Source organism: Stenotrophomonas sp. TWI1151, assembly GCF_039673135.1.
GTDB lineage: Bacteria > Pseudomonadota > Gammaproteobacteria > Xanthomonadales > Xanthomonadaceae > Stenotrophomonas.
On the sequence record NZ_JBDJLA010000013.1, the window covers coordinates 1 to 22,925 of the forward strand.

The 22,925-nt window shown below is 63.9% G+C and carries 33 protein-coding genes and 1 pseudogene; 31 read left to right on the top strand and 3 right to left on the bottom strand.

Annotation, left to right across the window (positions count from 1 at the left end; genetic code table 11):
* The 29 genes and pseudogenes from ABE422_RS14690 to ABE422_RS14830 all read left to right on the top strand — a co-directional run.
* Positions 1-110 (top strand): annotated as a pseudogene (locus tag ABE422_RS14690) (elongation factor Tu); the annotation flags it as partial.
* Positions 111-443: 333 nt separating this feature from the next.
* A complete protein-coding gene (gene rpsJ / locus ABE422_RS14695) occupies positions 444-755 on the top strand; it encodes a 30S ribosomal protein S10 (protein ID WP_010341589.1) in 312 nt (103 codons plus the stop codon).
* Between the two features lie 11 nt (positions 756-766).
* Entirely contained in the window at positions 767-1,417 is a 651-nt protein-coding gene (gene rplC / locus ABE422_RS14700) for a 50S ribosomal protein L3 (protein ID WP_019186145.1), read from the top strand.
* A gap of 12 nt (positions 1,418-1,429) precedes the next feature.
* Positions 1,430-2,035: a 50S ribosomal protein L4 gene (gene rplD, locus ABE422_RS14705; RefSeq protein WP_313217314.1), complete on the top strand. Its 606-nt coding sequence runs from the start codon at positions 1,430-1,432 to the stop codon at positions 2,033-2,035.
* A complete protein-coding gene (gene rplW, locus ABE422_RS14710; RefSeq protein ID WP_019186147.1) occupies positions 2,032-2,331 on the top strand; it encodes a 50S ribosomal protein L23 in 300 nt (99 codons plus the stop codon). Before rplD ends, rplW begins: the two co-directional genes overlap by 4 nt.
* Positions 2,332-2,341: 10 nt before the next feature.
* Entirely contained in the window at positions 2,342-3,169 is an 828-nt protein-coding gene (gene rplB, locus ABE422_RS14715; RefSeq protein WP_038690292.1) for a 50S ribosomal protein L2, read from the top strand.
* A 6-nt stretch (positions 3,170-3,175) separates the two neighbouring features.
* Positions 3,176-3,445, top strand: coding sequence for a 30S ribosomal protein S19 (gene rpsS / locus ABE422_RS14720; protein WP_019186148.1), 270 nt, complete (start codon positions 3,176-3,178; stop codon positions 3,443-3,445).
* A 12-nt stretch (positions 3,446-3,457) separates the two neighbouring features.
* Positions 3,458-3,793 carry a 50S ribosomal protein L22 gene (gene rplV, locus ABE422_RS14725; RefSeq protein WP_017355410.1) on the top strand — a complete coding sequence of 112 codons (336 nt, stop codon included), beginning with the start codon at positions 3,458-3,460 and terminating at the stop codon, positions 3,791-3,793.
* A gap of 17 nt (positions 3,794-3,810) precedes the next feature.
* The gene (rpsC, locus tag ABE422_RS14730; protein ID WP_019186149.1) at positions 3,811-4,545 is read left to right on the top strand and encodes a 30S ribosomal protein S3; all 735 of its coding nucleotides are present in this window, start codon (positions 3,811-3,813) and stop codon (positions 4,543-4,545) included.
* A gap of 5 nt (positions 4,546-4,550) precedes the next feature.
* Positions 4,551-4,964 carry a 50S ribosomal protein L16 gene (gene rplP, locus ABE422_RS14735; RefSeq protein ID WP_019186150.1) on the top strand — a complete coding sequence of 138 codons (414 nt, stop codon included), beginning with the start codon at positions 4,551-4,553 and terminating at the stop codon, positions 4,962-4,964.
* Positions 4,964-5,149, top strand: a complete 186-nt coding sequence (gene rpmC / locus ABE422_RS14740; protein WP_019186151.1) for a 50S ribosomal protein L29 — start codon at positions 4,964-4,966, stop codon at positions 5,147-5,149. Before rplP ends, rpmC begins: the two co-directional genes overlap by 1 nt.
* 11 nt (positions 5,150-5,160) lie before the next feature.
* Positions 5,161-5,430, top strand: coding sequence for a 30S ribosomal protein S17 (rpsQ, locus tag ABE422_RS14745; protein WP_121042876.1), 270 nt, complete (start codon positions 5,161-5,163; stop codon positions 5,428-5,430).
* A gap of 13 nt (positions 5,431-5,443) precedes the next feature.
* Positions 5,444-5,812, top strand: coding sequence for a 50S ribosomal protein L14 (rplN, locus tag ABE422_RS14750; RefSeq protein WP_017355415.1), 369 nt, complete (start codon positions 5,444-5,446; stop codon positions 5,810-5,812).
* Positions 5,813-5,828: 16 nt separating this feature from the next.
* Positions 5,829-6,146, top strand: a complete 318-nt coding sequence (rplX, locus tag ABE422_RS14755; protein ID WP_017355416.1) for a 50S ribosomal protein L24 — start codon at positions 5,829-5,831, stop codon at positions 6,144-6,146.
* Between the two features lie 11 nt (positions 6,147-6,157).
* Positions 6,158-6,700: a 50S ribosomal protein L5 gene (gene rplE, locus ABE422_RS14760; RefSeq protein ID WP_019186154.1), complete on the top strand. Its 543-nt coding sequence runs from the start codon at positions 6,158-6,160 to the stop codon at positions 6,698-6,700.
* Positions 6,701-6,718: 18 nt separating this feature from the next.
* Positions 6,719-7,024 carry a 30S ribosomal protein S14 gene (gene rpsN, locus ABE422_RS14765; protein ID WP_121042878.1) on the top strand — a complete coding sequence of 102 codons (306 nt, stop codon included), beginning with the start codon at positions 6,719-6,721 and terminating at the stop codon, positions 7,022-7,024.
* Positions 7,025-7,265: 241 nt separating this feature from the next.
* On the top strand, positions 7,266-7,664 hold the full coding sequence (rpsH, locus tag ABE422_RS14770) for a 30S ribosomal protein S8 (protein WP_019186156.1): 399 nt from the start codon (positions 7,266-7,268) through the stop codon (positions 7,662-7,664).
* A gap of 18 nt (positions 7,665-7,682) precedes the next feature.
* A complete protein-coding gene (gene rplF, locus ABE422_RS14775) occupies positions 7,683-8,210 on the top strand; it encodes a 50S ribosomal protein L6 (RefSeq protein ID WP_121042880.1) in 528 nt (175 codons plus the stop codon).
* A gap of 32 nt (positions 8,211-8,242) precedes the next feature.
* Positions 8,243-8,596 (top strand): 50S ribosomal protein L18, encoded by a 354-nt coding sequence (gene rplR, locus ABE422_RS14780; RefSeq protein WP_123728451.1) that lies wholly within the window; start codon positions 8,243-8,245, stop codon positions 8,594-8,596.
* A gap of 158 nt (positions 8,597-8,754) precedes the next feature.
* The gene (gene rpsE, locus ABE422_RS14785) at positions 8,755-9,294 is read left to right on the top strand and encodes a 30S ribosomal protein S5 (protein WP_313209665.1); all 540 of its coding nucleotides are present in this window, start codon (positions 8,755-8,757) and stop codon (positions 9,292-9,294) included.
* Entirely contained in the window at positions 9,287-9,478 is a 192-nt protein-coding gene (gene rpmD / locus ABE422_RS14790) for a 50S ribosomal protein L30 (protein ID WP_259261111.1), read from the top strand. Before rpsE ends, rpmD begins: the two co-directional genes overlap by 8 nt.
* 4 nt (positions 9,479-9,482) lie before the next feature.
* Complete coding sequence (rplO, locus tag ABE422_RS14795; protein WP_019186161.1) at positions 9,483-9,926, top strand: 50S ribosomal protein L15; 444 nt, start codon at positions 9,483-9,485, stop codon at positions 9,924-9,926.
* Between the two features lie 3 nt (positions 9,927-9,929).
* On the top strand, positions 9,930-11,285 hold the full coding sequence (secY, locus tag ABE422_RS14800) for a preprotein translocase subunit SecY (RefSeq protein ID WP_019186162.1): 1,356 nt from the start codon (positions 9,930-9,932) through the stop codon (positions 11,283-11,285).
* A 345-nt stretch (positions 11,286-11,630) separates the two neighbouring features.
* Entirely contained in the window at positions 11,631-11,987 is a 357-nt protein-coding gene (rpsM, locus tag ABE422_RS14805; protein WP_019186163.1) for a 30S ribosomal protein S13, read from the top strand.
* A gap of 12 nt (positions 11,988-11,999) precedes the next feature.
* A complete protein-coding gene (rpsK, locus tag ABE422_RS14810) occupies positions 12,000-12,389 on the top strand; it encodes a 30S ribosomal protein S11 (RefSeq protein ID WP_017355427.1) in 390 nt (129 codons plus the stop codon).
* Between the two features lie 14 nt (positions 12,390-12,403).
* Complete coding sequence (rpsD, locus tag ABE422_RS14815; RefSeq protein WP_019186164.1) at positions 12,404-13,033, top strand: 30S ribosomal protein S4; 630 nt, start codon at positions 12,404-12,406, stop codon at positions 13,031-13,033.
* Positions 13,034-13,087: 54 nt separating this feature from the next.
* Entirely contained in the window at positions 13,088-14,086 is a 999-nt protein-coding gene (gene rpoA, locus ABE422_RS14820; RefSeq protein ID WP_121042890.1) for a DNA-directed RNA polymerase subunit alpha, read from the top strand.
* A gap of 201 nt (positions 14,087-14,287) precedes the next feature.
* On the top strand, positions 14,288-14,674 hold the full coding sequence (rplQ, locus tag ABE422_RS14825; RefSeq protein WP_123728453.1) for a 50S ribosomal protein L17: 387 nt from the start codon (positions 14,288-14,290) through the stop codon (positions 14,672-14,674).
* A gap of 402 nt (positions 14,675-15,076) precedes the next feature.
* Positions 15,077-15,586, top strand: a complete 510-nt coding sequence (locus tag ABE422_RS14830; protein WP_070426690.1) for a disulfide bond formation protein B — start codon at positions 15,077-15,079, stop codon at positions 15,584-15,586.
* Positions 15,587-15,700: 114 nt separating this feature from the next.
* On the opposite strand, the gene ABE422_RS14835 is transcribed toward ABE422_RS14830, so the two are convergent.
* Entirely contained in the window at positions 15,701-17,827 is a 2,127-nt protein-coding gene (locus ABE422_RS14835; protein WP_346483235.1) for a TonB-dependent receptor, read from the bottom strand.
* A gap of 213 nt (positions 17,828-18,040) precedes the next feature.
* Between ABE422_RS14835 and ABE422_RS14840 the strand changes: the two genes are divergently transcribed.
* Positions 18,041-19,432 (top strand): 3-deoxy-7-phosphoheptulonate synthase class II, encoded by a 1,392-nt coding sequence (locus ABE422_RS14840; protein WP_346483236.1) that lies wholly within the window; start codon positions 18,041-18,043, stop codon positions 19,430-19,432.
* Between the two features lie 110 nt (positions 19,433-19,542).
* A complete protein-coding gene (locus ABE422_RS14845) occupies positions 19,543-20,682 on the top strand; it encodes a mechanosensitive ion channel family protein (RefSeq protein ID WP_313219142.1) in 1,140 nt (379 codons plus the stop codon).
* A 78-nt stretch (positions 20,683-20,760) separates the two neighbouring features.
* Here ABE422_RS14845 and ABE422_RS14850 read toward each other — a convergent pair whose 3' ends face one another.
* Complete coding sequence (locus tag ABE422_RS14850) at positions 20,761-22,383, bottom strand: amidase (protein WP_346483237.1); 1,623 nt, start codon at positions 22,381-22,383, stop codon at positions 20,761-20,763.
* Positions 22,384-22,438: 55 nt separating this feature from the next.
* Positions 22,439-22,924: a DUF2127 domain-containing protein gene (locus ABE422_RS14855; protein WP_319214249.1), complete on the bottom strand. Its 486-nt coding sequence runs from the start codon at positions 22,922-22,924 to the stop codon at positions 22,439-22,441.
* Between the last annotated feature and the right edge of the window lies 1 nt (position 22,925).

Consider the following 22,925-nt stretch of genomic DNA (forward strand, 5'->3'; position numbering starts at 1 on the left):
TGGTTGTCACCCTGATCAACCCGGTCGCCATGGATGAAGGCCTGCGCTTCGCGATTCGCGAAGGCGGCCGTACCGTCGGCGCCGGCGTGGTCTCCAAGATCATCGCGTAATCTGCTAGAATCTGCGCCCCGATGTTGCCTGGGTAGGGCATCGGGGTGTAACCAAACGGGAAAAGAGGCGCAGGATGCTCCTCGTGTTCCCCAGACCAGGAAGGGTCGCGCCATTCAGGCTTTGTCAACAGTGACCCTGTTGACTGCCAACTTGTATGCGCGCTATACTTTTTGTCTGGGCAGATCGGGAGACCGGTCTGCCTCGATTTTTGAGGTCTACGGAAAGATCTTGTCGCCGCGCAGGAATGTGCGGCGTCTGCATTCAGGATATTCATGGGACAAGGCAACCCAGAGGCCTTGTCCGTCGCTCTTTTAACGAAGGAACCCACCGTCATGGCGGACCAAAAGATCCGGATTCGGCTGAAGGCGTTCGATCATCGTTTGATCGACCGTTCGGCCAGCGAGATCGTAGAAACGGCAAAGCGGACCGGCGCGCAAGTGCGTGGCCCGATCCCCCTGCCGACCAAGATCGAGCGTTACACCATTCTCGTCTCGCCGCACGTCGATAAAGACGCGCGTGACCAGTACGAGACCCGCACGCATAAGCGCGTGCTCGATATCGTTGACCCGAACGACAAGACCGTGGACGCGCTGATGAAGCTCGAACTGGCTGCCGGCGTCGACGTTCAGATCAAGCTGACCTGAGGACTACGACCATGACGAAGAAATATTCGTTGGGCTTCGTGGGCCGCAAGGCTGGCATGAGCCGCGTGTTCACCGAAGATGGCCAGGCCATCCCGGTAACCCTGATTGAAGCTACCCCGAACCGCATCGCGCAGATCAAGACCGTCGAAGCTGACGGCTACAGCGCCGTGCAGGTGACCGTCGGCGCGCGTCGCGCTGCCCTGGTCAACAAGCCGGAAGCCGGTCACTTCGCCAAGGCGAAGGTCGACGCGGGCCGTGGCCTGTGGGAATTCCGCGTTGAAGACGCGCAGCTCGGCGATTTCGCCGTTGGCGGCGAAGTCAAGGCGGACATCTTTGAAGTTGGCCAGAAGGTCGACGTCCAGGGTGTCACCAAGGGTAAGGGCTTCCAGGGCACCATCAAGCGCTACAACTTCCGTATGGGCGATGCAACCCACGGTAACTCGCTGTCGCATCGCGCGCCGGGTTCCTTGGGCCAGCGCCAGACCCCGGGTCGCGTTTTCCCGGGTAAGAAGATGTCCGGCCACATGGGTTCGGTGCAGCAGAGCACCCAGAACCTTGAAGTGGTGAAGGTCGATGTCGAGCGTGGTCTGATCGCGATCCGTGGTGCCGTTCCGGGCGCAGCGGGTGGTGACGTGATCGTTCGTCCGGCTAGCAAGGCATAAGGAGAGATGACGATGGAACTCGTTATCACGGGTAGCAACAACAAGGTCTCGGTCTCCGATGCCGTGTTCGGTCGCGATTTCAGCGAAGATCTGGTTCACCAGGTCGTCGTTGCTTACCGCAACGCCGGTCGCGCCGGCACCAAGGCACAGAAGACTCGCTCTGAAGTGGCTGGTACCACCAAGAAGTCGAAGAAGCAGAAGGGCGGCGGCGCGCGTCATGGCGCACTGACGGCTCCGATCTTCATCGGCGGCGGTGTCACCTTCGCGGCCAAGCCGCGCAGCTTCGAGCAGAAGGTCAACCGTAAGCAGTACCGTGCAGCCATGTGCGCGATCCTGTCCGAGCTGAACCGCCAGGGCCGTCTGACCATCGTGGAGTCCTTCGATGTCGAAGCGACCAACACGAAGGCTCTGATCGCCAAGCTGGCCGGCCTGGAAGTGGGCAAGCGTCCGCTGATCGTCACCGAAGATGCTTCCGAGCACCTGTACCTGTCGGCGCGCAACATTCCCTACGTGGAAGTGCGTGACGTGCAGGGCCTGGACCCGGTGTCGCTGGTCGGTGCCGACACGGTCGTCATCACCGCTGATGCGGTCAAGAAGGTCGAGGAGTGGCTGGCATGAGCAGCAACGAAAAAGTCTTCAGCGTGCTGCGCGCTCCGCGAGTCTCCGAAAAGACCGCGCGCCTGCAGGAACATTCCAACCAGTATGTCTTCGAAGTTTCGAACGAAGCCACCAAGGCCGATGTAAAGGCCGCGGTTGAGCAGCTGTTCGACGTCAAGGTCGAATCGGTCAACGTGCTGAACGTGAAGGGCAAGAACAAGTCCTTCCGTAACCGCACCGGCCGCCGCGGCGATTGGCGCAAGGCGTACGTGCGTCTCGCCGATGGCCAGTCCATCGATGTAACGGCCAAGGCCTGAGGTCCATCCCATGCCATTGATGAAATTCAAACCCACTTCTCCCGGCCGTCGTTCGGCCGTGCGCGTGGTCACGCCCGATCTGCACAAGGGCGCGCCGCATGCAGCGCTGCTGGAGCCGCAGAGCAAGTCCGGTGGTCGTAACCACCACGGCCGCATCACCACCCGTCACGTGGGTGGTGGTCACAAGCAGCACTACCGCGTCATCGACTTCAAGCGCAACAAGGAAGGCATTCCGGCGCGCGTGGAACGCATCGAATACGATCCGAACCGCACCGCCCATATCGCCCTGCTGTGCTACGTCGACGGCGAACGCCGCTACATCATCGCACCGAAGGGCCTGAAGGCCGGTGACCAGGTGATCGCGGGTTCGGATGCGCCGATCAAGACCGGTAACACGCTGCCGCTGCGCAACATCCCGGTCGGTACCACTGTCCACGGCATCGAACTGAAGCCGGGCAAGGGTGCCCAGATCGCGCGTGCCGCCGGCGCTGCCGTGCAGCTCGTCGCTCGTGAAGGTATCTACGCCACCCTGCGCCTGCGCTCGGGTGAAATGCGTAAGGTGCCGGTCGAGTGCCGCGCCACCATCGGTGAAGTCGGTAACGACGAACACAACCTGGAAAAGCTGGGCAAGGCTGGCGCCAAGCGCTGGCGTGGTGTCCGCCCGACCGTTCGTGGTGCTGCCATGAACCCGGTTGACCATCCGCACGGCGGTGGTGAGGCGAAGGCCGGCCAGGGCAACCCGCATCCGGTCACCCCGTGGGGTGTCCCGACCAAGGGTTACAAGACGCGCAAGAACAAGCGCACCCAGCAATTCATCGTCCGCGATCGTAGGGGCTAATCGACCATGGCACGTTCACTCAAGAAGGGCCCGTTTGTCGATCACCACCTCATCAAGAAGGTGGAAGCCGCTGCGGGTAGCAAGAAGCCGATCAAAACCTGGTCGCGCCGTTCGATGATCCTGCCGGAAATGGTAGGCGTCACCATCGCCGTTCATAACGGTAAGAACCACGTTCCGGTGCTCGTCAACGAGAACATGGTCGGCCACAAGCTCGGCGAATTTGCCATCACCCGGACCTTCAAGGGTCACGGTGGTGACAAGAAGTCGGGCAAGTAAGGAGAGATGACAATGGAAGCGAAAGCAATCCTGCGCTCCGCGCGCATCTCTGCGCAGAAAGCCCGCCTGGTCGCTGACCAGGTGCGCGGCCTGCCGGCCGAGCGTGCGGTCAACCTGCTGAAGTTCTCGGACAAGAAGGCTGCCCACCTGATCAAGAAGGTGGTGGAGTCGGCTATTGCAAACGCCGAGAACAACCAGGGCGCCGACGTCGACGAGCTGAAGGTACAGACCATCATGGTAGATGAAGGTCCGACCCTGAAGCGTTTCATGGCGCGGGCGAAAGGCCGCGGCACCCGCATCCTCAAGCGCACCAGCCACATCACTGTGGTTGTGGGCGCCGGCAAGTAAGCGGAAAGGAAAACACCATGGGTCATAAAGTTCATCCGATTGGTATCCGCCTCGGCATTTCCAAGGACTGGAACTCCAAGTGGTACGCCAACAAGGCCGAGTTCGCTGGTTATCTGGCAGCCGACCTGAAGGTGCGGGACATGCTGCGCAAGAAGCTTGCGCAGGCCGGCATCAGCAAGATCCTGATCGAGCGTCCGGCAAAGACCGCTCGCGTGACGATCCACACCGCCCGTCCGGGCGTGGTGATCGGCAAGCGCGGTGAGGACATCGAGAAGCTGCGCAAGGAAGTGAGCGAGATGATGGGCGTCCCGGCGCACATCAACGTCACCGAAGTGCGTAAACCCGAGCTGGACGCACAGCTGGTTGCCGAGTCGATCGCGCAGCAGCTGGAGCGTCGCATCATGTTCCGCCGCGCGATGAAGCGTTCGGTCGGCAACGCGATGCGCCTCGGTGCCCTGGGCATCAAGGTCAACGTCGGTGGCCGCTTGAACGGCGCGGAAATCGCCCGTTCGGAGTGGTACCGCGAAGGCCGCGTGCCGCTGCATACGCTGCGTGCCGACATCGACTATGGTTTCGCTGAAGCCAAGACGACGTACGGCATCATCGGCATCAAGGTCTGGATCTACAAGGGCGAAGTCTTCGATTTCTCCCAGGTTGGCCAGGAAAAGCAGGACGACTCCCCGCGCAACGATCGTAACGATCGCGGCGACCGCGGTGACCGTCCGTCGCGCCCGGCTCGTGAAGCGAGGTAACGACAATGTTGCAACCCAAGCGAACCAAATACCGCAAGGTACACAAGGGCCGTAACGATGGTCTGAGCTGGAGCGGCAACGCTGTCAGCTTCGGCGAATACGGCCTGAAGGCAACCGCTCATGGTCAGCTGACCGCGCGTCAGATCGAAGCGGCTCGCCGCTCGATCAGCCGCTACGTCAAGCGCGGCGGCAAGATGTGGATCCGAGTGTTCCCCGACAAGCCGATCACCAAGAAGCCCATCGAAGTCCGAATGGGTTCTGGTAAGGGCAACGTGGAGTACTGGGTAGCCCAGATCCAACCCGGCCGCATGATCTATGAAATCGAAGGCGTCGCAGAAGACGTGGCACGTGAGGCGTTCCGCCTGGCTGCCGCCAAGCTCTCCGTGACCACCACTTTCGTGACCCGGACGGTGCTCTGATGGATATCAAACAACTTCGCGAAAAGTCGGCTGACGACCTGAAGAGCCACCTGATCGACCTGCGTAAGGAGCAGTTCTCGCTCCGTATGCAGCAGGTCACTGGCCAGCTGCCGAAGACCCACGAAACCCGCCGGGTTCGCCGCGAGATCGCTCGCGTCAAGACCCTGCTCGGCAGCACCAAGTAAGGATGGCCGCGATGAGCGATAACAACGACAGCAAGACGCTGCGCACGGTCGAAGGCCGTGTCGTCAGCAACAAGATGGACAAGACGGTCACCGTGTTGGTGGAGCGCCTGGTCAAGCACGCCCTGTACGGCAAGTACATCAAGCGTTCGACCAAGCTGCACGCACACGACGCCGACAACACCTGCAACGAAGGTGATGTCGTTCGTGTGACCGAGATTGCTCCGATGTCCAAGACCAAGAACTGGCGCGTGGTGGAAGTCATCACGCGTGCGGTTCAATAAGGAGATCTGACTCATGATCCAGATGCAGAGCTACCTCGAAGTCGCGGACAATTCCGGTGCCAAGGAAGTGATGTGCATCAAGGTGCTCGGCGGCTCCAAGCGCCGCTACGCGCACATTGGCGACATCATCAAGGTCACCGTGAAGGATGCAATCCCGCGCGGCAAGGTCAAGAAGGGTGAAGTGTTCGACGCCGTCGTGGTGCGTACCCGCAAGGGTGTGCGTCGCGCCGATGGTTCGCTGATCCGTTTCGATGCCAACGCCGCGGTCCTGCTCAACAACAAGCAAGAGCCGATCGGTACCCGCATCTTCGGACCGGTGACGCGTGAACTTCGTTCCGAGAAGTTCATGAAGATCGTCTCGCTCGCTCCCGAAGTGCTGTGAGCGACAGGAGATAATCATGGCTAACCGTATCAAGAAGGGCGACCAGGTTGTCGTCAACACCGGCAAGGACAAGGGCAAGCAGGGCGAAGTCGTCCGCGTCGACGGCGATCGTGTGATCGTCGCCAACGTGAACATCGTCAAGCGCCACACCAAGCCGAACCCGCAGGCAGGCGTTGCCGGCGGCGTGGTCGAGCGTGAAGCGTCGATCCATATCTCCAACGTGAATGTGCTGAACCCGGCTTCGGGCAAGGGCGAGCGCGTTGGCTTCAAGGTGCTGGAGGATGGACGCAAACTGCGTGTGTTCCGCTCCAGCGGTGAGGCGCTCGACGCCTGAGGAATGAGCAGATGAATTCCCGTCTCGAAAAGTTTTACAAGGAAGAAGTGGTGCCGGCGCTGATGAAGCAGTTCGGCTACACCAATCCGATGCAGGTTCCGAAGCTGGTCAAGGTCACCCTGAACATGGGTGTCGGCGAAGCAGCCACGAACAAGAAGATCCTGGAAAATGCCGTCGCCGATATGGCCAAGGTCTCCGGTCAGAAGCCGATCGTGACCAAGTCCCGCGTCTCGGTGGCATCGTTCAAGATCCGCGATGGTTGGCCGATCGGCTGCAAGACCACGCTGCGTCGTGAAAAGATGTACGAGTTCATGGACCGTCTGATCAACATCTCGTTGCCGCGCGTGCGCGACTTCCGTGGTGTCTCGGGTCGTTCCTTCGACGGTCGTGGCAACTTCAACATGGGTGTGAAGGAACAGATCATCTTCCCGGAAATCGACTTCGACGCTGTCGACGCGATCCGCGGCATGGATATCGCCATCACCACCACCGCCAAGACCGATGCGGAAGCGAAGGCGCTGCTCGCAGCGTTCAAGTTCCCGTTCCGTAACTGATACGTCGAGGAATCCGAAATGGCAAAGACCTCCATGGTCAACCGCGACCTCAAGCGTGCGAAGCTGGCCGTCAAGTACGCCGGCAAGCGTGAAGAGCTGAAGAAGATCATCTCCAGCGCGACCGCGTCGTACGACGAAAAGGCCGAGGCCGTCATCAAGCTGCAGAAGCTGCCGCGCGATTCGTCGCCGAGCCGTCACCGCAACCGTTGCGAGCTCTCGGGCCGCCCGCGTGGCGTGTACAGCAAGTTCGGCCTGGGCCGTAACAAGCTGCGCGAAGCCACCATGCGTGGTGACGTGCCGGGCCTGCGCAAGGCCAGCTGGTAAGGGATTCGTCCCTTCAACTGCCCGGTGCCTTCACGGCGCAGGGCAGGGGAGAGGGGCCGGTTTTCCGGCTCTGATCCCGGATTAAGGGAGCCCGACGCAAGTCGGGCTCTTTTTGCCGTATACTCCCGCGTCTTGCTCGCCCGCAAGGCGTGAGCAGTGTGTGAAGACGGGCCCTGGCCCATTCCAGGTAGACACAAGATTTTCGCGAAAGCGGATATCGGTGCACTCAAAGGTATCGACTATGAGCATGACTGATCCCATCGCCGACCTGCTGGTACGCATCAAGAATGCGGCCGCGGTTGGCAAGCAGACGGTGAAAGCACCGTCGTCCAAGATCAAGGTGGCAATCGCAGAGGTGTTGAAGGCCGAAGGCTACATCACCGATCTGCGCGTGACCAAGATCGAGAACAACAAGGCCGAGCTTGAAATCGTCCTGAAGTATTTCGAGGGCAAGCCGGTCATCGAGACCCTGAAGCGCTTCTCGCGTTCGGGTCTGCGCCAGTACCGTGGCAAGTCCGAGCTGCCGAAGGTCCTCAACGGCCTGGGTATCTCCATCATCTCCACCTCCAAGGGCATCATGACTGATGCGCAGGCGCGCCAGTTGGGCGTCGGCGGCGAAGTCCTGTGCTTCGTGGCCTAAGGCGAGAAGGAACCAACTATGTCCCGCGTAGCCAAGAAGCCAGTCAACCTGCCCAAGGGCGTTGAACTGAACATCCAGCCGGAATCCGTCAGCGTGAAGGGCCCGAAGGGCACCCTGTCGCTTGCCAAGGTTGCCGGCGTTGAAATCACTGTCGACAACGGCGTTGCCACCCTGGCCGCCAACGATGCCTCGCTGGTCGCCCTCACCGGCACCGTGCGCGCCATCCTGGCCAACATGGTCAAGGGCGTCACCGACGGCTTCGAGCGCAAGCTTGAGCTGGTCGGCGTCGGTTACCGTGCCGCCATGCAGGGCAAGGATCTGAACCTGTCGCTCGGGTTCTCGCATCCGGTCCTGTTCGTGGCGCCGGAAGGCATCACCATCTCGACCCCGACCCAGACCGAAGTGCTGGTCCAGGGCACCGACAAGCAGCGCGTTGGCGAAGTTGCCGCCAAGATCCGTGGCTTCCGTCCGCCGGAGCCCTACAAGGGCAAGGGTGTGAAGTACGCCGGCGAAGTCATCATTCGTAAGGAAGCCAAGAAGGCCTAATTCAGGTCCTCAGCTTTCCAAGGAAAAAGATCATGAACAAGAACATCGCTCGTCTGCGTCGTGCCAAGTCGACCCGTGCACACATCCGTGTGCTCGGCGTGCCGCGCCTGTCGGTGCTGCGCACCGGTCAGCACCTGTACGCCCAGGTCTTCACCGCCGATGGCTCCAAGGTGCTGGCGTCGGCCAACACCACCCAGGCCGACGTCAAGGAAGGCCTGAAGAACGGCAAGAACAGCGACGCCGCCGTCAAGGTTGGCAAGCTGGTCGCCGAGCGCGCCAAGGCTGCGGGCATCGAGAAGGTCGCTTTCGACCGCTCGGGCTACCGCTACCACGGCCGCATCAAGGCACTGGCTGATGCAGCCCGCGAAGGCGGCCTGCAGTTCTAAGGGATAAGGAAGCGGGGCTGGTCCCCGCTTCCGCCTGCCTGCCGGCGCGGGTTGCGCCGGGCGACGTCCTTCTTCTGCAGGGGCGCTCGATCCACCGCTTCATTCCACAGCTATAAGCGGCATTGAGCCGTACATACTCAATCAATCAAGGAATCAACATGGCAGAAGAACGTCAGCAGCGGGGTCGCGATCGCGATCGCCGCGAAGAGAAAGTCGACGACGGCATGATCGAAAAGCTGGTCGCGGTCAACCGCGTCAGCAAGACCGTCAAGGGCGGTCGCCAGTTCACCTTCACCGCACTGACCGTGGTCGGTGACGGCGCAGGCAAGGTCGGTTTCGGTTACGGCAAGGCGCGTGAAGTGCCGGTCGCGATCCAGAAGTCGATGGAACAGGCTCGAAAGAACCTGGCCAATGTCGATCTGAACAACGGCACGTTGTGGCACCCGGTGAAGTCCGGCCACGGCGCAGCTCGCGTGTTCATGATGCCGGCCTCCGAAGGTACCGGTGTGATCGCCGGTGGTGCCATGCGCGCCGTCCTGGAAGCCGTTGGCGTCAAGAACGTGCTGGCCAAGGCCGTCGGCTCGCGTAACCCGATCAACCTGGTTCGCGCCACGCTGAAGGGTCTGACCGAAATGCAGTCGCCGGTCCGCATCGCGGCCAAGCGCGGCAAGAAGGTGGAGGATCTCAACCATGGCTAATGACACCGTCAAGACCGTCAAGGTCCGTCTGGTTCGCGGCCTGCGTGGTGCCCAGGCGCGTCATCGCCTGTCGGTGCGTGCGCTGGGCCTGGGTAAGCTGAACGATGTCCGTGAACTGAAGGACAGCCCGCAGGTTCGCGGTCTGATCAACAAGGTCCACTACCTCGTCAAGGTTGAGGAATAATCCAATGACCATGCATCTGAATGAATTGAGCCCGGCACCGGGCGCTCGTAAAGAGCGTACCCGCGTCGGTCGTGGTATCGGCTCCGGCCTGGGCAAGACCTGCGGCCGCGGCCACAAGGGTTCGTTCGCCCGTAAGGGTGGCGGCAAGATCAAGGCAGGCTTCGAAGGCGGCCAGACCCCCATGCAGCGTCGTCTGCCGAAGGTCGGTTTCCGTTCCAAGATCGCCAAGGACACGGCTGAAGTGCTGTCCTACCAGCTTGAGCGTCTGGAAGCTGGCGAGATCGACTTTGCCGCGCTGCGCGCTGCCAAGCTGGTCCCGAGCACCGCTAAGCGTGCCAAGATCGTCATGAAGGGTGACCTGACCAAGGCATTCACCCTGAAGGGCGTCGCTGCAACGGCCAGTGCCAAGGCCGCGATCGAAGCTGCCGGCGGCAGCGTACAGGAGTAAGACATGGCGCAAGCTGGCATTGGTAACCTCGGCGGCGGGCTCGGCAAGTTCACGGAACTCCGCCAGCGACTGCTGTTCGTCATCGGGGCATTGATCGTCTACCGCATCGGCTGTTATGTGCCGGTGCCTGGCGTCAATCCCGATGCCATGCTTGCGCTCATGCAGGCGCAGGGCGGCGGCATCGTGGACATGTTCAACATGTTCTCGGGCGGCGCCCTGCACCGTTTCAGCATTTTCGCGCTGAACGTGATGCCGTACATCTCGGCATCCATCGTGATGCAGCTGGCGGTCCACATCTTCCCCGCATTGAAGTCGATGCAGAAGGAAGGTGAATCGGGTCGTCGCAAGATCACCCAATATTCCCGCATCGGCGCCGTGTTGCTGGCGGTGGTGCAGGGCGGCAGCATCGCGCTGGCGCTGCAGAACCAGGTCTCCCCGGGCGGTGCCCCGGTCGTCTACGCACCGGGCATGGGCTTCGTGCTCACCGCCATCGTCGCGCTGACCGCCGGTACCATCTTCCTGATGTGGGTCGGTGAGCAGGTCACCGAGCGCGGCATCGGCAACGGTGTGTCGCTGATCATCTTCGCCGGCATCGTGGCCGGCCTGCCGGGCGCGGTCATCCACACCGTGGAAGCCTACCGCGACGGCAACATGAGCTTCATCGCCCTGCTGCTGATCGTGCTGGTGGTGCTGGCCTTCACCTACTTCGTGGTGTTCGTCGAGCGCGGCCAACGCCGCATCACGGTGAACTACGCACGTCGCCAGGGTGGCCGCAACGCGTACATGAACCAGACCTCGTTCCTGCCGCTGAAGCTGAACATGGCGGGCGTGATCCCGGCCATTTTCGCCTCGAGCATCCTGGCATTCCCGACGACGCTGGCCATGTGGTCCGGCCAGGCCAGTTCGGCCACGTGGCTGCAGAAGGTCGCCAACGCCCTCGGGCCGGGCGAGCCGCTGCACATGATCGTGTTCGCCGCGCTGATCAGTGGTTTCGCGTTCTTCTACACCGCGCTGGTGTTCAACTCGCAGGAAACCGCCGACAACCTGAAGAAGTCGGGCGCGCTGATTCCGGGCATCCGTCCGGGCAAGGCGACCGCCGACTACGTGGATGCCGTGCTGACCCGTCTGACGGCGGCCGGTTCGCTGTACCTGGTGATCGTCTGTCTGCTGCCGGAAATCCTGCGCACCCAGCTCGGCGCCTCGTTCTACTTCGGTGGCACTTCGCTGCTGATCGTGGTGGTGGTTGTGATGGACTTCATTGCCCAGATCCAGGCGCACCTGATGTCGCACCAGTATGAGAGCCTGTTGAAGAAGGCCAACCTGAAGGGCGGCAACCGCGGCGGTTTTGCCCGCGGCTGATTGACCTGTTACACTAGTCTTCTTGTTGCGAAGGCCCTCCGGTTCCCGGACTGGCCTTCCAAATCGAAGGGCGGCCCCTGCAGCGGTTTCGGGTGGGGGTGTGATGTGGTGGTCCCGCGCGGGAGTAGCGCGGGCGGCGGCGGGGGCAACCTCTGCAGTCAACGACATCCGGCGCCGGAGCATGGGCACACTCCCCACGCCGGGTCCATGGAACCTCCAGGTTCCACGGGCTTCCCAGTAAACCGAGACCTTGATAGAATCGCTAGTTCACTTTTTTGATCCATCCTGCCGGATTGGCGCGCCCATGGTGCGCTGTCGGCCATCACTCAGCTGGAGAACCGCGTCATGGCGCGTATTGCAGGCGTCAACCTGCCAGCCCAGAAGCACGTCTGGGTCGGGTTGCAAAGCATTTACGGCATCGGCCGTACCCGTTCGAAGAAGGTCTGCGACGCCGCAGGCGTGACCTCGACCACCAAGATCCGCGATCTGTCGGAGCCGGAAATCGAGCGTCTGCGTCTCGAAGTCGGCAAGTACATCGTGGAAGGCGATCTGCGCCGTGAAATCGGTATCGCGATCAAGCGCCTGATGGATCTGGGCTGCTACCGCGGTCTGCGTCACCGTCGCGGTCTGCCGCTTCGTGGCCAGCGCACCCGTACCAACGCCCGCACCCGCAAGGGCCCGCGCAAGGCGATCAGGAAGTAAGGGACCTAAGAAATGGCTAAGCCCGTCGCTAAGACCAAGAAGAAGATCAAGCGCGTCGTCACTGACGGCGTCGCCCACGTCCATGCTTCTTTCAACAACACCATCGTGACCATCACCGACCGTCAGGGCAACGCTCTGTCGTGGGCGACCTCCGGTGGCGCTGGCTTCCGCGGTTCGCGTAAGTCCACCCCGTTCGCTGCCCAGGTGGCTGCCGAGAAGGCCGGCCGTGCCGCGCTCGACTACGGCGTCAAGTCCCTGGAAGTCCGCATCAAGGGCCCGGGTCCGGGTCGTGAGTCGGCCGTGCGCTCGCTGAACAACGTGGGCTACAAGATCACCAACATCATCGACGTGACGCCAATCCCGCACAACGGGTGCCGTCCGCCGAAGAAGCGTCGCGTCTAAAGGAGCGATAAGAAATGGCTCGTTATATCGGTCCTACCTGTAAGCTCGCCCGCCGCGAAGGCGCCGACCTTTCCCTCAAGAGCCCGGCGCGCGCGCTGGACTCCAAGTGCAAGCTGGAGCAGAAGCCCGGCCAGCACGGCGCCACTGCCCGTAAGGGCAAGCTGTCCGACTACGCTACCCAGCTGCGTGAAAAGCAGAAGGTCAAGCGTATCTACGGTCTGCTGGAGCGTCAGTTCCGCAACTACTACAAGAAGGCCTCGACCAAGAAGGGCAACACCGGCGAGAACCTGCTGCAGTTGCTGGAAACCCGTCTTGACAACGTCGTTTACCGCATGGGCTTCGCAGTGACCCGTCCGGCTGCCCGTCAGCTGGTCTCGCACCGCGGTGTCACCGTGAACGGCAAGTCGGTCAATCTGGCTTCGTACCAGGTCAAGGCTGGCGACGCTGTCGCTCTGTCCGAGAAGGCTGCCAAGCAGCTGCGCGTCCAGGAAGCCCTGACCGTGTCTGCTACGCATGACCTGCGTCCGTCGTGGGTTGAAGTTGATTCCGGCAAGTTCGCCGGCATCTTCAAGGCCGTGCCGGATCGTTCGGACCTGCCTGCGGATATCAACGAAGCGCTGATCGTCGAGTTGTATTCGAAGTAATTCACATTGGAGAACCTCCGGGTCACACCGGAGGTTCGCAGGAGAACCCGCAACATGACGGTTACCGCCAACCAGGTTCTGCGTCCTCGCGGTCCGCAGATCGAACGCCTTACCGATACCCGCGCCAAGGTCGTGATCGAACCCTTGGAGCGTGGTTACGGGCATACGCTGGGCAACGCCCTGCGTCGCGTGCTGCTGTCGTCCATCCCGGGCTTCGCCATCACGGAAGTCGAAATCGATGGCGTACTGCACGAGTACACCACGCTTGAAGGCTTGCAGGAGGACGTGCTGGAAGTCCTGCTCAACCTGAAGGATGTGGCCATCCGCATGCATACCGGCGACAACGCTACGCTGTCGCTGTCCAAGCAGGGTCCGGGTGTCGTTACCGCTGCTGATATCAAGATTGACCATAACACCGAGATCCTCAATCCGGCTCATGTGATCTGCCATCTCACCAAGGATGTGGCGATCAACATGCGTCTGAAGGTCGAGCGCGGTTTCGGCTACCAGCCTGCTGCTGCTCGTCGTCGTCCGGATGAAGAAACCCGTGCCATCGGCCGCCTGGTCCTGGATGCGTCGTTCTCGCCGGTCCGTCGCGTCGCCTATTCGGTGGAAGCGGCCCGCGTCGAACAGCGTACCGATCTGGACAAGCTGGTGCTGGACATCGAAACCAACGCAACGATCGATGCCGAGGAAGCCGTGCGCACTGCCGCCGACATCCTCAGCGATCAGCTGTCGGTCTTCGGTGACTTCACCCACCGCGACCGCGGTGCGGCGAAGCCGGCCAACAACGGCGTGGATCCGGTGCTGCTGCGCCCGATCGACGATCTGGAGCTGACCGTGCGTTCGGCCAACTGCCTGAAGGCAGAGAGCATCTATTACATCGGCGATCTGATCCAGAAGACCGAAGTGGAGCTGCTCAAGACCCCGAACCTCGGCAAGAAGTCGCTGACCGAGATCAAGGAAGTCCTCGCACAGCGCGGTCTTTCGCTCGGCATGAAGCTGGAGAACTGGCCGCCGGCCGGTGTCGCCCAGCACGGCATGCTCGGCTGATCCAGCGCTACGCAAGATGCTTGACCCCGCACCTTCGGGTGCGGGGGCTTCACCGGCAACACTCCGCACCGACAGGTCGATAGCCTGCGGTGACGGCCAGCCAGGACGGCTGGCACCGGACCATCCGCAGTCCAAGCAACAACGCCAGGATGGCGACAGCGATACCCAACCGATCCAACATTCACTTCAGGAATCACCGTCATGCGTCATATGAAGTCCGGTCGTAAGTTCAACCGCACCAGCGCCCATCGCGAAGCAATGTTCAAGAACATGGCCGCGTCGCTGTTCAAGCACGAGCTGATCAAGACCACCCTGCCGAAGGCCAAGGAACTGCGCCGCGTTGCCGAGCCGCTGATCACCCTGGCCAAGGTTGATTCGGTTGCCAACCGTCGTCTGGCGTTCGCTCGCCTGCGCGACAACGAGGCCGTCGGCAACCTGTTCACCACCCTGGGCCCGCGTTACGCGACCCGTCCGGGCGGCTACCTGCGTCTGCTGAAGTGCGGTTTCCGCGCTGGCGACAATGCGCCGATGGCCTATGTTGAGCTGGTCGATCGTCCGGCTGCTGTGGCTGAAGCCGTCGAAGAGTAATCTTCGAGCTGTACCTGTTATTCGGTGAAGAACCCGGCCTTGTGCCGGGTTTTTCCGTTTCTGCGGGGTTGATAAGGGCCAAGGCCAAGGCCACGGCCACGGCCACGGCCACGGCAAGAGCATGGCGCTGCGGGCGAGGGTGGGGCGTCGGGGGGGGGGGGGGGGGGGGGGGTGGGTTGGCGGGACACGCCGTAAATCCGTCCATGGAGGCTCATGTCGCGCCATCCATGGCGCTCATGGTCCCGACAACCCACCCGCGCCAACGCCTGCACACATGGTCGGTGCGCATGGGGTAAAGCGGGGGCTGTGCGCGGCGTAGGTAGAGCCGGCCGTTGGCCGGCTGCGTGGCGGCTGGTCGCGGCCCTGTTAATCTTGGCGCCTGGACTTTCACGAGTGTTGGCAATGAATCCATTGCGTTGGAGTTTCCGCGCCCAGTTCCTGTTGGGGTTTCTGGTCTGCGCGGCACTGTTGGGGTATGCGATCTTCCTGCAGTTGAAGATGGGGTTGGAGCCGTGTCCGTTGTGCATTTTCCAGCGGATTGCGTTCGCGGCGCTGGGGCTGTTGTTCCTGATCGGGGCGCTGCATGGTCCGCGGGATCCGGCCGGGCGGAAGACGTATGGGGTGCTGGCCTTCATCGCGGCGGCGGTCGGTATCGGCATTGCCGGTCGCCACGTGTATGTGCAGTTGCTGCCCCAGGACATGGGCTCGAGCTGTGGGCCGCCGCTGAGTTTCCTCAGTGAGACGATGGGGCCGTTCGAGGTGTTCCGCACCGTGCTGACCGGTACCGGCAACTGCGGCAACATCGATTGGCAGTTCCTGGGCCTGACGATGCCGATGTGGAGCCTGGTGTGGTTCGCGGCCTTGGCGGTGTGGGCGCTGGTGACGGCGTTCCGGGCGCGTCGGCGCCACTGAGGCCGGTTTCACGTCAGCTACCCGACCTGGCGCGCGTCTGGCGGCCAGGCCGGGTGCTGCGTTCAGGCAGGGATGCTCCTGAGCTGATCAGACGGCAGGGCTTCCTCGCTCAGGTCAGAAGTCCTGCTGCAGGCTGAGGTAGGCGCCGCGGCGGGGACCCCACTGCGGGGCGAAGACGCCGATGCCGCCGCCGTCGCGCAGTTGGTAGCTGCGATCCAGGGCGTTGACCAGCGCGAGCTGTGCGTGCAGCGGGTGGCCGCTATCGGCGTTGAAGTCGTGGCCGGCGCTGAGGTTGAGTTGCAGGTAGGCCGGGAGTTCGCCGCCGTTGGGGATGCCGTCGGCATCCGAGCGCAGGCCGCTGCCGAAGACGTAGTCGGCGCCAAGACGGTTGTGGCCGGCGAAGGCGTAGCTGATACCTCCGGACGAGGTCAGTTTCTGATCGTGGTCCAGATGGATCCAGTTGTTCTGGACGTAGGCCAGTGCCTCGGGATCGAGGTTGTACTGGCCGGTGATGACCTGCTTGCCCATGGCCTTGTTGTAGGCGGCGTTGACGTAGGCGCTGAGCGGGCCGTTGCTGTAGTCGGCGCTGAATTCCACGCCGTGGATGTGGCCGAGGCGATAGTTGAACGTCGAGTAGATGTAGGCGGCGCCGAACTGGCCTTCGTCCTGCAGGCGGTCGACCTTGCGGTCGTAAGCGTCCAGGCCCAGGGTGAGGTGTTCGCCCACCTGCTGGGAGACGCCGATGTCGTAGTAGTCGCTGCGCTCGGACAGTGGCGTGGTGCTGCCTCCGGCCGGTTGCTGGTTGGTGGTGCCGTCGTAGAGTGCGATGTCGCTGCTGGCCACCAGTTCGCTGGCCGGCGGGGTGAAGTAGCGCGAGTACCCGGCGTGCACGGTGGTGCTGTCGGTGGCGTTCCAGACCACACCCACCCGCGGGCTGAGCTGGCCTTCAGTGCCACCGAAGGCCTTGTAGCGGTCGCCGCGCAGGCCGTAGTTCACGGTCCAGTCGTCGCCGAGGCGCCATTCGTCCTGCAGATAGACCGCGGTGGTGGTGGCGTTGAAGGCGCTCGCCTCCGGAATGCGCCGGGGCGCGGTGCTGGCCTGTTGGCCGTCGGCGTCGACCGGGAACACCCAGGTGTCGCTGCCGGCGCGGGCGCGTTCGGCGTTGACGTACAGGCCGTAGCGCAAGGTGTGGTTTTCGCCCAGCGGGGTGGAGAAATCGGCCTGCACGGTGTCGGCGCGGTTGCTGCGCTCCACCTGTGAGGCAACGCCGTTGAAGATCAGATCGCCGGCCAGGTCCGGGTGGAAGGACAGGTCGCTGTACCGCTGCCCGGCCGAGACCTGGTAGGCGGTGCTGCCCAGCGCGCCCTGCAGCACCAGCATGCCGAAGCGGGTGGTCTCGCGCTGGGTTTCGTCCAGCGCGGCGGAGTCCGCAGTGACCGTGTCCAGGTAGCCGAACTGTGGGGTCTGGCCGGGGTTGACCGGGATCTGGAAGCGGTTGTTGGAGAACCCGGCGAACAGGCTCAGGCGGGTGTCGTCGTTGACCAGATAGGTCAGGTCGGCGAATGCCTTGCCCTGGTGGGTGTCATCGTGGTCCGGCCGGCGCGAGGCGGTGGGGTTCTCCATGCCGACCTGGTTCTGGTCGTAGTTGCCGGTCAGATACCAGCTCCAGCGGCCCTGGCTGCCCCACCACGAGGCGTTGGGGTTGACCTTGCCGTAGGAGCCGGCAGTGAGGCCGGCACTCCCGCCATTGCCCAGCTCGGCGCCGCTGCGGGTGGTGATGTCGACCACGGCGGCCGTGCGCTCGCCGAACTGCGCCGGCAGCGCGCCGTCCATCAGGCGGATGCTCTTGATCGCGCGGGCGTCCAGCGTCTGGCCGAAGCCGGAGATCGATTCGGGCAGCAGGACGCCGTTGAGCCGGTACTGGAGGTTGGCATGGTCGCCGCGCACGTGGACGCCACCGTAGGAATCCTGGACCACCCCCGGCGCCTGCAGCAACACCTGGTTCAACGGGGTGGAGGCGCCCAGCGGCAGGTTCTGGATGTCTTCGGCAGTGATCTGGTACTGGCTGCTGCCGATATCCGGCGACAGCGCATTGCGCGCCTGGTCGAGTTTGGCGCTGACCGTGACCGCGTCCAGATCGGTGACGGCAGGGGCGGCGCTGGTGGCGGCGGCGGCGAGGGCGGGCAGGCCGGTCAGGGCCAGGGAAACAGCAATACCGGTAGCAAGCAGGGAGGGCTTCATGAGGATGGCTTGGCTGGGCGATGGAGGAGGGGCCGGCCTGGCAAGTGTTACTCCGTAACAAATCATGCGCCTGTCCGATGCCGCTGGACCATGCGCGATCTGGCCGATCGCGGTGTCCTTTCTTCAGCGTTCAGCCTCCGGGCGCGTGCCCGCCCCTTTGCGCCGGGGGCGCGCTCTGCGACCATGACCGGCCCCACACCCCGGAAGTCCGTGATGAGCCTGTCCGCCCCGCCTGTAGCCGATCCCGCCGCGACCGCTGTCGACGCTGCCTGGTCGCCGGAGAGCTGGCGTGGCAAGCCGGCGCTGCAGCTGCCGACCTACCCGGACCCGCTGGCGCTGGATGCCGCCCTGCACGAGCTCAAGCGGCTGCCGCCGCTGGTGACCTCCTGGGAAATCCTGGCGCTCAAGCAGCAGCTGGCCGATGCGCAGGAGGGCAAGCGCTTCCTGCTGCAGGGCGGTGACTGCGCGGAGAACTTCAGCGATTGCGAATCCACCACCATCTCCAACCGGCTCAAAGTGCTGCTGCAGATGAGCCTGGTGCTGGTGCACGGCATGCGCAAGCCGGTGATCCGGGTCGGGCGTTTTGCCGGGCAGTACGCCAAGCCGCGCTCGGCCGATACTGAAACCCGCGACGGCCTGACCCTGCCCAGCTACCGCGGCGATGTGATCAATGCGCCGGAGTTCACTGAAGCTGCGCGTCTGCCGGACCCGCGCCGGATGCTGCAGGCGCATGCGCACTCGGCGATGACGATGAACTTCGTGCGGGCGCTGATCGATGGCGGCTTCGCCGATCTGCACCATCCCGAATACTGGAACCTGGAGTGGGTGCGGCACTCGCCGCTGGCCACCGATTACCAGAAGATGGTGTCCTCGATCGGCGATGCGGTGCGTTTCATGGAAACGCTGTCCGGCACGCAGGTGTACAACCTCAACCGGATCGATTTCTACACCTCGCACGAAGCGCTGCTGCTGCCCTACGAGCAGGCGCTGACCCGCCAGGTGCCGCGCCAGCAGGGCTGGTTGAACCTGAGCACGCATTACCCGTGGATCGGCATGCGCACCGCAGCGCTCGATGGCGCGCACGTGGAGTATCTGCGTGGCGTGCGTAACCCGATCGCGATCAAGGTGGGCCCGTCGGTGCAGCCGGACCAGCTGCTGCGCCTGATCGACGTGCTCAACCCCGAGGACGAGCCGGGCCGCCTGAGCTTCATCCACCGCATGGGGGCGGCACAGATCGCCGAAAAACTGCCGCCGCTGTTGAACGCGGTCAAGCGCGATGGCCGGCGCGTGCTGTGGGTGTGCGATGCGATGCATGGCAACACCGAGAGCACCAGCAACGGCTACAAGACGCGTCGTTTCGACAACGTACGTGGCGAGGTCGAGATGTCCTTCGACCTGCACGCCGCGGCCGGCACGCGGCTGGGCGGCGTGCACCTGGAGCTGACCGGTGAGGACGTGACCGAATGCACCGGCGGTGCGCGCGAGTTGACCGAGCGCGATCTGGAGCGTGCCTACCGTTCCTCGGTGGATCCGCGCCTGAACTACGAGCAGTCGCTGGAAATCGCGATGGCGATAGTGCGCAAGCAGGCGCACTACGCCGACTGATACCGGTGCGTGTCCTCGACACGCACCTTACATTCGCCTGACACGATGGTCATGGCGGCACCGGCATGCTGTGCACTTACTTGCGGAGAACACAGGAGCGTGCAGTGACCGTGGACTGGCAGCAGGCAGCGTTGTATCTATGGCCGATCTCGATCGCACTGGCGATCGGGGTCAGCGGCTGGTGGTTGTTGATGGCGTTGACGCGGCGACTGAAAGACCGCGACTACCGCCGCGCCCGCATCGCGCGCGTGATCAGCCGACCGCTGGCGTTCGCCCTGCCGCTGTTGCTGCTGATTCCCGCGCTGGAAGCGACGCCGCTGCAGGAGCATCGGCTCGAGCAGGCGCTGCGGCTGCTGCACATCGGTGTGACCGGCTGCGTCATCTGGCTGCTGGTGCGGGCCGTGGCCGCGGGCGAGCAGGCGATCCTGCGCGACCATCCGATGGAGGTGGCCGACAACCTCGAAGCACGCCGCATCCAGACCCAGACCCGGGTGCTGAGCCGTGTGTTGATGGGCGCGATCATCCTGGTCGGCGTCTCGCTGATCCTGCTCACCTTCCCGATGGTGCGCCAGATCGGCACCGCGCTGCTGGCCTCGGCCGGCATCATCGGCCTGGTCGCCGGTATCGCGGCCAAGCCGGTGTTCGGCAACCTGATCGCCGGCCTGCAGATCGCCTTGACCCAGCCGATCCGGCTGGACGATGTGGTGATCGTCGAGGGCGAGTGGGGCCGGGTCGAAGAGATCAACAGCAGCTATGTGGTGGTGCGGATCTGGGATGCGCGGCGCATGGTGGTGCCGTTGACCTGGTTCATCGAACACCCGTTCCAGAACTGGACCCGGCGCAGCGCCGATCTGCTCGGCACCGCCTTCCTGTGGCTGGATTACACCGCGCCGATCCCGGCGATCCGCGCCGAGCTGGAGCGCATCTGCAAAGGCGAGGCGCTGTGGGATGGCCAGGTCTGCGTGACCCAGGTGACCGAAACCAGCGAGCACACCCTGCAGGTGCGTCTGCTGGTGAGTGCGCGCAATTCCGGCGATGCCTTTGATCTACGCTGCATCGTGCGCGAACGCATGCTCGATTTTCTCGCGCGCGAACATCCTCAGTCGTTGCCGCGCACCCGTGCCGAGCTCAATCAGGAAGTGACGCCGAGCCGTCGCGCACGCTCGCAGCCAGCCGACGATGTGCGCTCGCCCGGTGCCGAAGATGGTGAGCCGGCGCTCCTGCCAGACCCGGGTGACGCATCCCGGTAATGCCGGCCAGCGGCCGGCACTACCAACGCGGGGCGTACGTTCTCGGGTAGGTACCGACCGTTGGCCGGTACACGCCGCTCAGGGCGCGACGCCGTTCGTCAGCAGGCTGTCGGTCTGGAACCGCGGCGGGCGACGCGCGCGGGTGCGTTGCTCGTAGGCGTAGCCCAGCTCGATCAACCGCGGCTCGCTCCAGGCGGTGCCCATGAACAGCAGCCCCAGCGGCAGCCCGTTCACGTGCGCCATCGGCACGGTCAGGCTCGGGTAGCCGGCCACTGCGGCGGCGCTGTAACTCTCACCGGGGAAGTCATCGCCGCGGCCGGGCCGGATCGGCCAGGCCACCCCGGTGGTGGGCGCCACCAGCGCATCCAGGTTCTGCTCGCGCAGCACCGCATCGATGCCTTCGGGGCCGGCCAGGCGGCGCGCGTCACTGCGCGCGCGGATGTACTCGGGGCTTCCCAGGCCGCCCATGGTGGCGGCGGTTTCCATCAGGTCCTGGTCGAACACCGCCAGCTCCTTGCCCGCATGTGTACGATTCCATGCGATGACGTCATCCAGTGAACGCACCGGGGCCCGGTACGTCGTGAAGTAGCGCTGCAGCCCGGCCTTGAACTCGTGCATCAGTACGATGCGTTCGGCGTCCTGCCATTGGCCCTGGGTTGGCAGCTGCACCGGCACGACGGTGGCGCCGGCATCGCGCAGCACGGCCACGGCATGCTGCAGGGCGGGGGCGACGCCCGGCTTCTGCATCAGGTCGCCATACAGCACACCGATCCGCGCACCACGCAGGCCATCGGCGTTCAAGCGTGAGGTGTAGTCGTACACGGCGCGCCCGGGCATGGTCGCGGTGGCCGGATCGGCCTCGTCACGGCCGGCCATGGCGGTCAGCAGGGCGGCTGCATCGGCCACGCTGCGGGTCATCGGGCCGGCGGTGTCCTGGCTGAAGGAGATCGGGATGATGCCTTCGCGGCTGACCAGTCCCACGGTCGGCTTCAATCCGACCACGCCGTTGACCGCCGCCGGGCAGACGATGCTGCCATCGGTTTCGGTGCCGATCGCGGCCACCGCGAGGTTGGCCGAGACCGCCACCGCGCTGCCGCTGCTGGAGCCGCACGGGTTGTGGCTGAGCCGGTAGGGATTGCGGGTCTGGCCGCCCCGGGCGCTCCACCCGGAGATCGATTGGCTGGAGCGGAAGTTGGCCCACTCGCTGAGGTTGGTCTTGCCCAGGATCAGCGCACCGGCCGCGCGCAGGCGCTGGACCAGGAAGGCATCGTCCGGGCGGAAGCCCTCCAGCGCGAGCGAGCCGGCCGTAGTGCTCATCGGGCTGGCGCCGATGTTGTCTTTGAGCAGCAGCGGGATGCCATGCAGCGGGCCGCGCAGCTGCCCTTGGCGGCGCTCGGCGTCCAGCTGTGTGGCTTCGCGCAGCGCATCGGGATTGAGTTCGATCACCGCACGCAGGCGTGGGCCGGCCCGGTCGAGGCGGGCGATGCGGTCCAGATAGGCGCGGGTCAAGGTGACGCTGTCCAGCTCGCCGCTGGCCATCCGCGACTGCAGATCAGCGATGTCGGCTTCGGCGTAGGCAAACGGAAGCGCGGCGACCGGTGAGGGCGCAGGCGTGGGAGACTCGCGCGCATGCAGGGGCGCCGGACCCGGGCTGCAGCCGGCCAGTGCGATGAGCATCAGTGACGTCAGTGTCAGGCGCATGCCTGTTTCCCCGAACCGGCCGACAGGCTAACCAGCACAGGCGGCGCTTGGCAACTCAGGCCGCGTCGGCGGCTTTGCCATGGCGTTTGCGGATATCGCGGGCGAGCACGCCGACCACGATCAGATTGATCACCAGCACCGACCACGAGGCCCAGCCCGGGTGACGGAGAATGGCGTAGATATCGAACGGCAGGTAGATGCCGGCCGTGACGCAGCCCAGCCAGGAGGCCCAGGCTTTGGCGCGCCAGAGGCCCCAGGCCTCGAAAAGGTGCAGGACGCCGTAGGCGACCATCGCAGCAGCCGCCAGATGCACCGCATCGGGGCTGATCATATTGAGCAGCGAGGGCAGGGTGCCGTGATCCGGGTCCAGACTGAACCGGCGGATCAAGGCATTGACCGCATCGCGCAGGGGCTGCGGGCCGAGCATTTCCAGCCCTGTCGCAGCCAACAGCGCCAGAACCGCCTTGCTGGCTTCCAGCAAGGCGATCAGGTGAAGCCCCGGATGCTTGTGAGGATCCGGGTTGTAGGGCTTGTCGATCACG